Genomic DNA, 15300 nt, shown 5'->3' on the forward strand with positions numbered 1-15300 from the left:
GTTGACGAAAAGATATGTCGGCACCAAAGCTGGCGGACATCGCTAAACGCGCGGGAGTTTCGATTGCTGCCGTTTCGATTGCGTTGAACAATCGCGATACGAAACGAGTGGGTGCGGCGAAAAGAGAAGAAATCCATAGAATCGCCGAAGAGCTGAGCTACACTCCGAATGAATTGGCGAAGGCGCTCGCTGAGCAGAAGACCCGTCTACTCGGTTTGATGGTGCCGTTGCGTGACCCAATTTTTTTTAATCACTTTATTGCTCAAGCCCTGAGCGGAATCCAGGCGACGCTCATGCGCCGCGGATACAACCTTCTGGTGTATTCGCCTTCTGGAAGGCCGGGGCGTTCGACGCGCGACCAGATTTTGGAGAGCAAGTTTACCGATGGCTTGATCTTTATCAACACGAGATCCTGTTCGACGCGCGACGTGGCGGAGACTGTTCAGGAGTTGAACGCGGCCCAGATCAAGTTCACGATGATCAATTCATATTATGGTCGGGCGCCCGTGAATTATGTGGGGGTTGATGATCCGGCGATTGGCGAGGCAGCCGTCCACTATCTGGTAGAACGGGATCATCGCTGCATCGCATTTCTAAGTGGATCAGAGAAGCTCCCAACGCACATCCACCTCCTTCAGGGCATGCGCCGCGCCCTGGTGACGTATGGAGAGGAATTGCCACCAGATCGTATCGGATGTACGGGGTATGACGAGATGGCAGCATTTGCAATTCTGGACCGTTGGTTTCAGAGCAAGCGGATGCGACCGACTGCGATCTTTTGCGCGGACGACCAGTTGTTGATGCATCTCTATGACTATATCGAGGCGAGACGGATGAAGATCCCGGAAGATGTCTCTGTTCTGGGCCGCGGCAACGCCGGACTGATATCCCTTCTGCGTCCGCGACCGACGGCTTTCTATATTCCTACCTTCGAGATGGGTGAACTGGCGGCAGAGATGCTAATCGACTCGATCGAACAACCGACGACGAACCGGCAGCGTGTGATGCTGCCATTCAAATTACATATCGGTCAGACAGCTTAGTATTTTCTGAAATGCTCGATTGACAATGGAAGGTAAGGGCTGGTAACGTTCTGCAAGTTAACCGGTTAACTCTTGTCTGTGATTATCCCCAATTCGATCCCGGTATCTCCAGCTACGCCTGACCCTGCAATTGCAGAGGCTGAGAGCGAGCACACGCGGCGGCCTATCCGCTGGGTCTTTGCAGGTCTGTTATTACTTGCGTCCGTCATCAACTACGTCGACCGGCAGACGCTTTCAGTTCTGGCGGTGACGATTCAGCGGGAGATGGGCCTGAGCGATGTGCGCTATGGCACCGTCATCCAGTGCTTTCTGTTGACCTACATGGTGATGTATGTCGTCTCCGGAAGACTGGTGGACCGTTTTGGTGCGAGGCGAACGCAGAGTGCTTTTTTGCTCGGCTGGTCGATCACGAACGGGTTGACGGGGATGGCTACTGGATTTTTTTCTCTGGCTGCCTGCAGAGCGGCACTCGGAGCGGCCGAGCCTGGAAATTACACCGCGTCTCTGAGGGCGGTCGGCGACTGGTTCTCGGTAAAGGAGCGCTCTATCGCAGTGGGTCTCTACAGCATGGGGGGGACGCTGGGTGCGGCCATCGCTGTTCCGCTTACTGCATCTTTAACAATCCGTTATGGATGGCGAAGTGCGTTCTTCGCGACGGGAGCGATTGGTGCAGCGATTGCCGTGCTATGGATCTTGATCTATCGCGATCCCGAAGATGCCGTTGTGGTTGAGCGCGAACCCGCTACTCCATGGCGCGTGGTGCTGCGCCAACGCTACATCCTGGAGATGCTGGTTACCCGGATGATGACGGACTCGGTTTGGTACTTCTTTTTGTTCTGGGCCTCCAAATATATGCAAGAGAGCTATGGGTTGAGCCTGAAAGCAATTGGAATGACCCTGTGGGTGCTGTATGTTGGGGCCGATATCGGTTCTTTTGCGGGTGGATGGCTTTCCAGTGCAATGGTGCCTCGACGGGGCGCGGTGGGCGCGCGCTTTGCAGTCATGATGCCCGCGGCAGCTTGTATGTTTACCCTTTCCATTGTCCCGTCTCTTCGAGGCCCCCATTGGCCGATTGCGCTGCTGACATTGCTGGCGCTTTGCCATATGGCGTGGATGACGAACGTGACGACATTGACGCTGGACCTGTTCCCGAAGTCGATGGCGCCTACGGTGCAAGGCATGATCGGCGCTGCGAGTGCCATGGGCGGATTGATCTCCGCAGGACTGATTGCCCGGACGATCGGGGCCTATGGATATCGTCCTGCGTTCCTAGTGATGGCACTGATGCATCCGCTTGCCGCAATCATTTTGTACTTCAGGCTGCGGCCCGCAGTGCGTCGCACAAATTCAGTTTTAGGAGAAAGTTGAGCGCAATGCAGAAGATCTTCGAACAGTATGACGTAGTGGTATGTGGCGGTGGTTTAGCGGGAGTTTGTGCGGCCGTTGCGGCGGCTCGCGGCGGCGCCAGGACGGCACTGGTGCAGGACCGGCCGGTGCTGGGAGGCAACAGCTCGTCCGAGGTGCGGGTAACGCCGCACGGTGCCGCGGCCTTCCATGCGTATGCAAGAGAGACGGGAATCCTGTCGGAACTATTGATCGAGGAACGTGCGATCAACCACGAGGAAATCTTCGAAAACGGATGGACCAACTCCGTCTGGGACATGGTGATTTACGACCTGGTGCAGCGGACTGAAAATTTAGCGCTCTATCTGAACACCTCTATCCAGGGAGTCGCACTGGAAGGAGTCAATCTAACGTTGGTGGAGTGCCGGGTCGGAAACGCTGAGGTCGATCTGTCGTTGGCAGCGAAGGTATTTATCGACTGCACGGGCGATGGTCTTGTGGCAGCAGAGGCGGGGTGCGAGTGGCGAATGGGAAGTGAGGGAAGAGCGGAATTCAACGAGCCCCATGCCCCGGCCGAGGCTAACCGGGATGTGATGGGAAACTCAATCCACTTCAAGACAAAAGATATGGGGAGACCGGCTCCTTTCAAACTGCCGAGTTGGGCTATCGAACACACCGACGGGCGATATTTTTACGATCAGGGGCGGCTGCCCAAAGAAATTCGCGGGGGTTACTGGTGGATCGAGATCGGGGTGCCGTATGACACGATTCATCAGGCGGAGACGATTCGTCATGAGCTGACGCGACACGCGCTCGGGGTGTGGGACTGGATCAAGAATAAGGATCCGAAGACGATGAAGCTCGCGGAGAATTACGCACTGGACTGGATTGGGCAGGTTCCTGGAAAACGCGAGAGTCGACGCGTGATGGGACGCTACCTGATGACCGAGTGGGACGCCATTCGCTGTACGGTGCATCCAGATGAGGTGGCCTTTGGCGGCTGGTTTATCGATATTCACACTCCAGGCGGTCTGCTGGCGGAGACGAGTGAGCCCGCTAGCGCAGAAGGGTACTCGGAGACGAGTGAGTATGCCTCTCGATCGTATGCGGGGCCGTATGGTATCCCACTGCGGATGCTGGTTACAAAAGATATCAGCAATCTTATGATGGCAGGACGTAATGTAAGCGCCACCCATTGCGCATTGGCTACCGTTCGGGTGATGGCGACGACGGCATTGATGGGCCAGGCCGCGGGAGTCGCGGCTGCGGTTGCTGTCGAGAAGAATCTCAGCCTCGAAGAGATATGCCTCAATCACTACGAGACCGTGCAGCAGCGGCTGCTTCGCGGCGGATGTTTTCTGCCCAACGTTGTCAACCAGGACTCGCTCGACAAAGCGCGAAGTGCAACCGTATCGGCGACCAGCGAGGCTACCTTCCGTGGTCTTGGGCCGGAGAGCGTCGGCGAGCATGACGGCCTGAGCCTCTGGCGTGATCAGGCGGTACCTCTGCGCGAAGAACTGCTGCAGCGGCGAGGGCAATGGGTGGGGTTGGGAGGCGAGCCGCTGAAGTCGGTAAGCTTCTGTCTCTCCAATCGCTCTGAACAGTCACAACGCGTTGGGGTGCAGGCGATGCGGGTTCGTCACATCTGGGACTACGCAGTGAGTGACGCAATGGTGATCGCTAGCGACACCTTACTCGTCGAGCCAGGGGACCAGCAATGGATAACCTGGACGCTCCCGTACGGAATCGAGCTTCCGAGCGAGGGATATATCCGCTTTGATCTCCTTGAAAATGCGAATGTTTTCTGGCATGTGGCAGGTGCGATCGAGCCAGGGCATGTCTCGGCCTTCGAGATGGCGCCCGGTAAAATGCGACGCTACTCGAGCGGCGTCACGCTTGCACTGCGTGTAGATCCACCTCAACAGTGCTTCTCGGCTGCGAATGTCATCAGTGGTCAAACACGTCCTCATCGCGGAACCAATCTGTGGCGATCCGACCCTGCGGAATCACTTCCGCAATCGTTGACGATAACTTGGGATAATCCACAAGCGATCTCCGAGGTCGAACTAACCTTTCCCGGACACCTGCTTCGGGAGTATCACGCATACGCTCCGTTCTACCGTGATCCGCAGTGCGTGAGGGACTACGACCTGCAGGTAGAGCGTGGGAGCAGTTGGCAAAGCGTGATCGAGGTGAGAGGAAATTATCAGAGGCGGCGAAGACATGTTCTGGATTCACCGGTGATGGCGAAAAAGATGCGAGTGGTGATCCTCGCAACTAACGGCGACCCCTCAGCCGCAATCTATGAAATTCGGATCTACTAAAAACTCTTGACAACTGCTGGTGGCGGTCACTAATCTCGCTGCACACGTTAACCGATTAACATAAGCGTTGAACCAATGACAGGTCTAAAGCGATTTTCCGCAAGCAGCGCCAATACGATGAAGTCGCTGACGCTGCTTGCTTGTCTTTGCGCTGGGACAGCTTTCGCGGCCAGTAACGCTGGGGTCTATAAGATTCGCGGAGATCAGCCGCAACAAATCATTAGAGGGCTCGGATTCGAAATACAGAGCGATAGCATCGGCTCGGGCAACGCCGGAATGCCCGCTGAGGTCATCGCCGTGCCACATGACCTCAGCCCGAATGAGAAGGTCCGCTTCTATAAGGAGATGCTGCACGGGTTTCGCTATGCCAGACTTGCGATGGGGCTGTATCTGCGAGGATACGATGCACAAAAGAAGCACATCATAGAGCGTTATCCGGGCCAGATGGATGACCTGCGCGCGATGCAGCAAGTCTCGGGAATTGAAGGCTTCGATGTGGAGTATTGGTCTCCCGCCCCGTTCTGGAAACAGGGAACAACTTATTACGGTGGAGGCATTCGTTCAACAGAGCCTGCATTCCTTGAGGCTTTTAGCGACGCGATGGTGGAGGACCTTAAGTATTTACAAGGGCATGGACTACGGATCGCGCAATGGGGGCTGCAGAATGAGCCCGTCGTTGGCCTGACGAAACGCAAAGATCAGATAAGCGACCCGATGGATAGGAAGCAATCTTATGCGAGCTGCTATTACACTCCGAGCGATTACGCCGCGGTGTTGAAGGTTACAGTTCCCAAGGTGCGGACTTTGCTGCCGGAGGTTTTCATTCACGCTCCGAGCTGGGATGGGCCAGCGGGCCCCTTCGCGGCGGAGATTCGCAAAGACCCGGAATTGCTGAAGAATATCGACGGCTGGACATGGCATCAGATTGGTCATAATTCGAACGACCAGATTGATCTGCGCAAAAAGTACATGCAGGGCGCGGACGGCAAGCCTGTCTTTCAGAATGAGTTCGAGTATCAACCCTGGGACGAAAAGAAGATTGCTTCGCCGTTTATGAATACCGGGCAGGCCTTGATGAACTGGATGGTGTTCGAGAACTCGCCAACCTGGTTCTGGCTTCATGCTCTTAAGCCAGTTACAAATTTAGAGGCAGCCGGCTACTCGCTTGGATACTGGCGTCCGGCAGGAGCGTTGCAGCAAAATCTTCGGCCGAAGTTGCAGCCGGGACGCTGGGAGTTCAACCCTCAGAACTGGAATGCGATTGCAGGTTTTCTGAAGTATTTGCCGTGGGATTCGACGCGAATCACCGTGGAAGAGAGCACAGTCGAGTACGACCAGCGCATCCTTGCGTGGCGCAGTAAGAAAGGCAGACTAGGAATCGCTCTTTCAAATCGCGGAGCGCAACCCTACACCTTTCATATTGAAGGGATAGAGTCAAAGTCCCTTGTCGGCCACCGATATACGATTGCTGCCCTCGATGTTTCTTTGGGGCAGAAGTCCGGACAGCAGATTGACATTACCGTACCACCACAGTCGTTCGAGTTTTGGACGGCTCGTTAGGCTTTTTAACATCCAGGTAGTTTACGAAGCAATCAGGAGTAGCAGATATGTTCAACATCGTGAGGCAGCGCAAATTGTTCGTCTTTCATCGTAGAGCAGCCGTAGTGCTTGCTCTTGTCACTCTCTTGGGCTTTAGCGTTCCGTCTACCCATGCACAGCAGGGAACAGGAAACATCATTGGCGTGGTGAAAGACTCCAGCGGCGCAGCTGTAGCGGGAGCGTCGGTTGAGATTGAAAACCGCGATCGTCGAGAAATCGTCGATTTGACGACGAACGGAGCTGGGTTCTTTAGCTCGCCGCCGCTGGTCCTTGGGAGCAACTACAAGGTCACGGCATCCTCGAAAGGGTTTGAAACATTCATCCTTACCGGCGTCGCGGTTACGGTCGGTGCGCGCGTGGAGGCGGATGCGACCCTTCAGCCAGGCGGGGTGAATTCGACTGTGACGGTTGAGGCTTCGCAAGCGTCGGTGCTCGATACAACAAGTGGGACGTTGGGCGCAGTGATCGGAGAGAAGTCAGTTCAAGAGCTGCCCCTCAATGGTCGCAACGTGATCGCACTGACTACCCTTACGCCTGGGGTGCGGGTTAATACAACGGTCAGTCAGTCTGGCTTTGCCAATCGCGGCACGAACCTATCGGCTATTTCGATCAATGGATCGCCTACCGGGTCAAATTCTTACATCCTCGATGGTCAAAGCAATCTATCGACGACTACAGGCGAGATTGCCGTGAATCCGAACGTCGACTCAATTCAGGAGTTCAAAGTGCAGAGCGGTGTCTTCTCCGCCCAGTATGGATTCACCCTCGGTGGCGTAGTGAATCTGGTTTCCCGCACTGGAACGAACCAGTTCCACGGATCGGTCTATGAGTTTCTGCGAAACGATATCTTCAATGCTCGCAATTACTTTGCGACCGTAGGTACAGTATCGAAGCCTGTCCTTCGCTACAACCAATTCGGTGGGACCATTGGTGGGCCAATCATCCATGATCGTGCATTCTTCTTCGGCAACTTCGAGACGTACCGGTTCATTCAGGCGTCTCCACAGTTTCTGAGCGTTCCGACAGCAGCGTTCCGAGCTGGCGATTTTTCATTGCTCCAGGATAATAACGGAAATTCCATTCCTCTCTATAACCCATACACGACCGCCGTAAGTACTGTTGGGGGAGCCACAACCTATTCGCGTCAGCGTTACGCCAACAATCAAGTTACAAATCTCGATCCGGTAGCGGTTGCTTACCAAAATGCCTTTTACCCATTGCCGAACGTTACACCGGCGACCGTGGCCCAGCAGCGAACGAACACCAATAACTTTCAGTTCAACAACAAGGGCATCAGCAACATGTACAACGGGCTGGGCCGCGTGGATTATCACCTTACGTCGAAGGACATGGTTTTTGCCCGGTTCGCGTATTACAGCAACTATACGAACGGCGGGACGGGAGGAGGAACCTACTATCCAAATCCTGTGATCGCCAATCGGTACGATACGTATCGCGTGAAGGAGTTGTTGGTTGGCGACACGCATGTCTACTCTTCGTCATTGATCAACGACCTGCGACTGTCGATTGAGCGACAGGAGTTTCCATTTCAGGCGGCAAGCGCAGGCCAGAATTATCCGCAGAAGCTAGGATTGCCGTCGAACGTACCCAACTTTGCCATACCGACGGTCAGCAACGGCTTGCCTGCTTCCAACCAGACAATCGGCTTCCGTGCATATACACTGCCGCAGGTGACAGATACAGTGACGAAGATTGTTGGTCGGCACGCGTTGACCTTCGGTTTCGATTGGCGTTACAACGCGGGTGCCAACCTACAACGGAATGCGCCATCAGGCACATTCAGTTTTGCCGCCGGACTGACCGCCGATCCCTCGGGCGCGGCACCAGCTTCGGGAACGGTGAACAGCGGTAACACCTATGCAACTTTTCTCGCGGGAGCTGTTAGTGCCGCCAGCATCCAGACGAATACGGGTGAGCTCGATCGCTCATTCAGCACATCGTTCTTCATTCAGGATGACTGGCAGGTATCGGACCGCCTGACCCTAAACTTGGGCCTGCGGTACGACTATCAGCAGCAGCCGTTCGAACAGAACAATGGATACAGCAACTTCAATCCCAATATCTCTTCTGGCGGTTTTGTGGGAGTGGTCCAGTATGCGAACACGAGCGGCGTCGGACGCAATTTTGTCCCGGAAAGCTACACGGACTTTGGACCACGTGTAGGCTTCGCATACAAGTTGACAGACGATGGCAAGACAATTGTGCGAGGAGGCTTCGGGATCTATTATCCGCTTTTCTTCAACTCAATTTATACCGGCCAAGTAAACGGATTTGCATCTACTGGCACCAACTACAATCCCAACGTTACTAACACACCGGCGTTCCAGTTCAAGGATGGCTTTCCTACCGAGCCGCTGCAGCCAATCGGGGCCGCCTTTGGTCCCCTCGGTTTTCTTGGGCAGAGTGTGGGCTTTCAGGATCCGAAGCAGTGGAAGTCGCCGATGTCTCAACAATACACTCTGAGCGTGGAGCGCCAGATTCCTTACGACGTCGTGTTGCAGGCGACGTATGTGGGTAACCACGGAGTCCATCTGCCTGCGGGCGGCTACAATATCGATTCTTTGAATCCAAGCTACTTTGGACTGGGAAGAACAGCGCTACAGTCGCAGGTTCCCAATCCCTACGCGGGCAAGATTAGCGGCTCTCTTGGTGCCGCGACGATCACGAGGGCGCAGTCTCTTCTCCCTTTCCCGGACTACACGGCTGTCAACACCTACAACCCGCACAACGGCAATCTGATTGCTCATTATCTTGAGTTGTCGGCGCAGCGGCAGGCAAGGACAGGACTGACCGTTCTCTTTGGCTACACTATGGGTAAATTGTTGGATGACAGCGCCGGTTCTCCGCTCGCTTACCTCAACGGCTTGGCTGCGAACAATGGCTATCAGAACGTTTACAACCGGAGCGCAGAGTACTCGCTTGACCCCTCCGATGTCTCACAGCGCGCTACGGTGAGCGCTCTCTATAACCTGCCATTCGGACGTGGTCAGCGTTTCTCTGCGCATAATGGATTTGTCGATCGCGTGATTGGAGGGTTTCAGTTCAACCTGATCGGTGTGTTCCAGACCGGGACACCCTTGACCATTACTGGAGCAAATGCCTTTTCGGCGACTCGTCCCAACTACACCCCGGGACAGAAGGTGGCGATTTCCAACCAGTCGGTGACAAAGTGGTTCAACACCTATGCGTTCCAGAACCCCACGGACTATACCTTTGGCAATGTGCCTCGCACGCTGCCTCATGTTCGAGGTCCGGGCACGGAGAACTTCGACTTTTCCATCTTCAAGACGACGGAGATTACGGAGCGCCTAAAGTTGCAGCTACGTGTCGAGGCTTTTAATGTACTCAACCATGTCAACTTTGGACTTCCAAATACCTCGTTTTCAGCGAGCGCCAACACGTTGTCGAATGGCAACGGTGTGTCGGCAGGTTGTAATGTAACGGCTAGCGATGCAAGTGGAACGCCGACTGCGGGAACCGGGAACTGCAATACGAACAGCTCTTTCGGTGTCATTACGAGCGCGGCCGACGGACGTTCGCTCCAACTTGCGGCGAAGCTGATGTTCTAGTGTGCAATCCTCTGTAGCCCTGGGGCAGTGAGGACGCAAACCTTGCTGCCCCTTCTTTGTACTTGAGTTGGTATGAAGTTCAGTTGAGGAGATGAGATGAAATTGCGATGTCTTGCACTTCTGACGATGAGCATGGCCTTAATGGGCACGGCATCGGCGGCGCATAAGGTTGACCTGGGCGGTAGCGGATGGACGTTTCAGACGACGCTGGATGAGAAAGCTGTGCCGGTCAGTGTTCCACACACGTGGATGACGATGCGCGGATATGAGAAGTTCATCGGGAATGCAACCTATCAGCGCGACTTCATTGCTCCCGATCTGAAGCCGGGACAGGTGGTGCGATTGCATTTTGATGCCGTCTACGATGTAGCTCATGTCTGGTTCAACGGCCGCATGGTGGGCGTGCACGAGGGGGGATATACGCCTTTTGAATTCGATGTGACGAAGCTGATGAAACCGGGCCCGAACCATATTCTGTTAGAGGTGGACAATACACCTACGCTCTCGACTATCCCGGCGATCGCGTCTTCGCATGGCTCGAAAGACTATCCGCTATATGGCACAGCGGTAGGCGAAGGCATCGTGGGATGGATTCCGTATGGAGGAATCGTTCGGCCGGTATATCTGTTGATCACCGACGCGATGTATTTGCAGAGGATGAAGGTTGACGCAAAGCCCGATCTTGCAAGTCACACTGCATCGATTCAGGTACGGGCATGGCTTCACAATGGTGGTGCTGCTGGCAGTTCAGCTTCCGTGAGGGGAGACGTAGCTGGACTTCGGATGAAGTTCAAGTCCGTTCGCATTGCAGCAAATGGCGATGCTGAAGTAATGTGGCGCGGTACCCTGCGGGATGCGCATTTGTGGAGTGTGCGGGATCCATTTTTATACGATGCGCGAGTTGCCGTTGATGGGGATGAATTGACGGCGAAAATTGGCGTGCGCGAGATTCGCGTTCAAGGGACACAGCTTCTCCTGAACGGTAAGCCTGTGCATCTGTTCGGCGCTAATCGCGTTAATGACCATCCAAAGGAAGGTATAGCTGAGTCGGACGCAATTATTGAACGTGACATGTCAGATATGCTGGCAGATAACATGCGCATGATGCGGATTGCACACTACCCGCAGCCGCCTGCGCTATTGGATTTTGCAGACAAGCATGGGATGTTGATTATTGCCGAGGCAGGCAATTGGAACATGAGCGCGTGGCAGATGGCAGATCCTGGAATTCGTACGCTGTGGAAGCGACAGATGAAGGAGATGATGGAGCAGGACTGGAACCATCCTTCCGTCATTGCATGGAGCGTGGGCAATGAATACGAATCCTATACAAAGGATGGCATCGACTGGACACGAGACATGCGGGCCTACACTCTGGGATTGGACCCTACCAAGCTGATTACGTTTGCATCGCGGTTCACCCAGGAGCCTGTTGTAAAGACCGGCAAGGATGAGGCGAGCCAGTACTCGGACTTTGTCTCCGTCAATATTTATGGCAACTATGCCAAACGGTTTGATCGGGTGCACGAGCTATATCCGGACAAGCCCGTATTCGTGACCGAGTTTGGCAAGATGGGTGAGCCGGGAAAGCACGATCCTGAGCGGATCAAAGACATCACCGATGCGGTAACTGCGATGAAGGCGAGGCCGTGGATGATTGGAGGATCATTGTGGACGTGGAACGACTACCGTTCACTGCATCGCGGAACTCCGGCGAGCGGAATCCGCTATTGGGGGGTCGTGAATGTGAACCGGGAGCACCGCGACAGTTGGGATGCGGTGCAAAAGTTATTTGCCACCGAGCTACCGTAAAGTCTAAGCCGTAGCCAGCGCTGCGCGGACATGCCTGTTGGTAAAGGTACGCCACAGCAGCACAATGGCGATAGGGTGAAGGACGGCCATCAGGAAAAAGACGGGCCGATATCCTCCGTGGGTGACGAACCACGCGATCACTTCGCTGGAGACCATGCCGCCAAAGCCGCTGCCCGCGGCGACGAGACCCGCGGCTTTGCCAACCAGTGAGGGCGGATAGAGTTCGACGATCGTGGCGGTCAGTGTTACCAGCCAGGTCATGTGTCCGAAGGCGATGACGGATGCGATTCCGATGGCTAAAGTGCTCGATGAGACGAGAGCGCACAGTGGGCTCAGAGGCATGAAGCAGGCCGCAGCGAGCATCGTATAGCGATAGGAGACGCCTACGCTGACGCCGCGTTGAATCAGCGCTCCTGAGAAAAGGCCGCCCGCGACAGTGCCAATCCCCGCGGCAAGGTAGACGGCCCAGCCGAGGTGTGCCACTTGTGCCAGGCTGAGTCCGCGCTCGCCCAGCAGATATTTAGGAAACCAGAAAAGGTAGAAGTACCACACGGGGTCTGTGAGCCCGCGCGCCACCATCAGTTTCCAGGTGGAAGAGTGTGCGAAGACATCTCGGAGCCCGAACTCATTCTCCTTTTCGGAAACTCCGTGCTCCGCGAGGGCAGCCTCCTCATTGACCGGTTGTGGGGTGTCCTTGCGGAAGCACCAGAACCAGAAGGGAAGCCATAGCAGCCCTGCGGCACCGTCGATAAGAAAGATGGAACGCCATGGAAGATGACTTGTAATGGCGGCGATGGCGGGAAGGGCGATGACCGCCCCTGCCGTCGCTCCCATCGTGTAGATCCCGATGGCGAGGCCACGTCGAGGTCTTTCGAAGTACTCGCCCACAGCCTTTGGAGCAGCGACCCAGAGACCCGGTTCCCCGAGGCCGAGACAAAAGCGTGCGATGCCAAGGTGAAGGGTTGTCGTGGCAAAGGCTGTGGCCGCCTCCGCCAGCGACCACCATCCAACAAACAACGCCATGGATCGTCTGGTGCCGAGCGCATCCGAGATGAAGCCGGCGATTGCGTAGGCGATGGCTGAAGCAAAGAGAAAGAGCGAGACGATATGCCCGTAGCCCTCGTCGCTCATATGTAGCTCTGCCTGGAAGCGGGGTGCAACGACGGAGAGACTCTGACGGTCGAAGTAGTTAATTACCGCGACGACAAAGAGGAGCGCTATGAGCTGTCGCTGGCGGCTTCGTGACGCGGGAACGGGTTCCAGTTCTTCTTCCATCGCTGGGCCTTCTTAATAGCAGCCAATTTGGAAAATTGCGGGGAGAGCCGGGCCGTGGCGGAGGATAGCGACGGAGATCGCCGAAGTTTCGACAGGTGCAAGCAACTTGAGAACACAGCGTGTCTGGTGGTTGTCGTCGACGCGGGCGAGGAGATCGCCTTTAGCGCAGCATATTTCAAAGGCGGTGACGCAGCCTGGCATAACGCGCTCCGGATGGCCCATAAGGACGGACTCCATGGGATGATCGTAATCCGTGTCGAAGGTGATCTCGATTGTTTCGATCATCTGCGGCTGGCGCCATGTGAGCGTGATCGAGGGTGCTTTGTCTTCGCGGGCAGGAAGCCATGCGTTGGCAGCCTCCCATGGACGGCTACAGCCATTGACTATATTCGTTGGTCTATAGGGTTCCAGCGGAGGAGTGATGGTGGCGGCAAGGTTGCGCGCCAACGGCCTGCGATCGGGAAGCCAGAAGGCGAAGGTGTCGATTCCGGAGTTTTCGGGCGGCGTCTGAACAACGCTTTTGGCGACGGCTGCGTTCATCTTCTGCGAGAGCGTAAGAATACCGGTCACATAGTCAGGGCATAGTGCCAATGCAACAAGAGGATTTACCTGCAAGGTTACGAAGGCATACGTGCTGCGAGGAAGGAATGATGTGAACTTGATCTCCACATCGCTGGAACCCATGGGCACGGAGAGATCGATGGAGTCGAGCAGGACATCTGGCGTAGTATTCCCTTCGCGGCTGGCAATCCAAAGCTCTGCGCGCAGCGAGGTCGGTTCGCTTGCGGTGGCCGCGACCGTAATTGTGGGTGCTGGCCCTTCGTGCAAAGGCAGCAAGAGCGCCATCGGGCTATCCAGAACCTTTGTCTCGCCACTGGCGGGAAGCTCATGCAGAGTAAGACTGCTCGAAGCGGTGATCGTCGCCGAGAGCGCCTTGTTTGCCGGGTCGTGTGCCGCGATACCGGGGATGTGTTGTCCATTTCGCAGGAGAAGCTGCTGCAAGGCGTGCATGTGCGTAGGATCGAGAAGGTCGCGGGGAGATAATTTACCGCTAAGACAAAGCGATGCTGCCATGCCCACTGCCTGCCCATTGTGGGCGCAGGTTGCCATGACGCGTGTTGACCCAAAGGCGATGTGCGAAGCAGAAAGAATACGCCCCGTTAGAAAGAGGTTTGGTACATTGCGCGAGTACATCGTGCTATATGGGATCTGGAAGACTCCCTTGCTATGCCACTGCGTGCATCCCGGCATGGCGGAGAACACCCCATCCGCGGGATGGAGGTCGATGGCCCATCCGCCGAAGCTGACGGCATCGGGAAACGTATGCTGCTCAATGAGATCTTGCTGGGTGAGCATGTAGTCCCCTTCGAATCGACGGCTCTCCCTCTTGCCAGGAATCGTACCCATCCATTCGAGAGTGAGGTTTTCTGCCCCAGGAAAATCGCCGGAGTTTTTGATGTAATTCCAGACTCCATAAGCAACGCGCCAGAGCTCCCACTTGATCTCTTCGGTCTGGTAGACGGTATCGAGCGCGCCGCCATACTCAAGCCACCACAGACGGCAACCCGAGTCGGTCACGCGAATTTCGCGAAAGCGAGGAACCTTGGTGATATCGTCCAGCGCGAAGGCGGGTGGGACGTAGACGACGGGCCGCCCTGTATCGCGTGAGTAGAAATAGAGAGAGTGACCCAGCAGGTCGTTGGTGGCCTGCTCCGGCGCCAGTGCTTCGTTGAATTCGGACCGCGCCTCCGCGCCGATCCGGAAGACCGCTCCAGAGAGAAAACCGAGGATTCCATCCCCAGAGGCGTCGCAAAAAAGCGGAGCCGTGATCCGATAGCGGGTTTGATTTTGGCTGCAGTAGGCGTTGGCCGCAGCAATCCTTCCGTTCTCGCCCGGCTCTATGCCGTCGACAGCAGTATTAAGCAGAAGTCGAATATTGGGTTCGCGGGTTGCATATTCCAGCAGGACAGAGTCGAAGATGACCGCGTTGCCTGCAGGGTTGCGATACATGTTCTCGACGAGCAACTCATCGATGACTCCCCCCTCGCGCGCCCAACGGTTGTTGTTGCCCATGTGGGAGGTGGCGCCCAGCACCCAAAGCCGAATTTCGCTGGAAGCATTGCCGCCGAGCACGGGCCGGTCTTGTACCAGCAACACGCGAACACCTTGTCGTGCTGCAGTGATCGCGCAGCAGACCCCCGAGAGACCGCCGCCAACGACAACGAGATCGCCCGAGAGATTCGTGATGGGAAGAGTGCGCGTCGTTACGGATGAGGATGCAGCATGTAATGCCATGGAGGAGTTTTCCCGGGA

General features: G+C 55.7%; 8 protein-coding genes. 6 read left to right on the top strand and 2 right to left on the bottom strand.

The features are described from left to right. The first annotated feature begins 14 nt into the window (after positions 1–14). The 6 genes from GSQ81_RS18165 to GSQ81_RS18190 all read left to right on the top strand — a co-directional run bounded on the left by GSQ81_RS18165 (position 15) and on the right by GSQ81_RS18190 (position 11712). Positions 15–1043 (top strand): LacI family DNA-binding transcriptional regulator, encoded by a 1029-nt coding sequence (locus tag GSQ81_RS18165; protein ID WP_158912020.1) that lies wholly within the window; start codon positions 15–17, stop codon positions 1041–1043. A 78-nt stretch (positions 1044–1121) separates the two neighbouring features. After that, positions 1122–2411 (top strand): MFS transporter, encoded by a 1290-nt coding sequence (locus GSQ81_RS18170; protein ID WP_158912021.1) that lies wholly within the window; start codon positions 1122–1124, stop codon positions 2409–2411. Between the two features lie 5 nt (positions 2412–2416). After that, complete coding sequence (locus GSQ81_RS18175; protein ID WP_158912022.1) at positions 2417–4711, top strand: FAD-dependent oxidoreductase; 2295 nt, start codon at positions 2417–2419, stop codon at positions 4709–4711. A gap of 75 nt (positions 4712–4786) precedes the next feature. Continuing rightward, positions 4787–6271, top strand: a complete 1485-nt coding sequence (locus GSQ81_RS18180) for a hypothetical protein (protein ID WP_158912023.1) — start codon at positions 4787–4789, stop codon at positions 6269–6271. 47 nt (positions 6272–6318) lie between these two features. Further along, positions 6319–9900 carry a TonB-dependent receptor gene (locus GSQ81_RS18185; RefSeq protein WP_158912024.1) on the top strand — a complete coding sequence of 1194 codons (3582 nt, stop codon included), beginning with the start codon at positions 6319–6321 and terminating at the stop codon, positions 9898–9900. 96 nt (positions 9901–9996) lie between these two features. After that, complete coding sequence (locus GSQ81_RS18190) at positions 9997–11712, top strand: glycoside hydrolase family 2 protein (protein ID WP_158912025.1); 1716 nt, start codon at positions 9997–9999, stop codon at positions 11710–11712. Positions 11713–11715: 3 nt separating this feature from the next. Here GSQ81_RS18190 and GSQ81_RS18195 read toward each other — a convergent pair whose 3' ends face one another. Together GSQ81_RS18195 and GSQ81_RS18200 are read right to left on the bottom strand one after the other, a co-directional pair. Next, positions 11716–12987, bottom strand: a complete 1272-nt coding sequence (locus tag GSQ81_RS18195) for an MFS transporter (protein WP_158912026.1) — start codon at positions 12985–12987, stop codon at positions 11716–11718. Positions 12988–12999: 12 nt separating this feature from the next. Further along, on the bottom strand, positions 13000–15282 hold the full coding sequence (locus tag GSQ81_RS18200; RefSeq protein ID WP_158912027.1) for an FAD-dependent oxidoreductase: 2283 nt from the start codon (positions 15280–15282) through the stop codon (positions 13000–13002). Positions 15283–15300: the final 18 nt, after the last annotated feature.

It is taken from the genome of Granulicella sp. L56, assembly GCF_009765835.1.
Lineage (GTDB): Bacteria > Acidobacteriota > Terriglobia > Terriglobales > Acidobacteriaceae > Edaphobacter.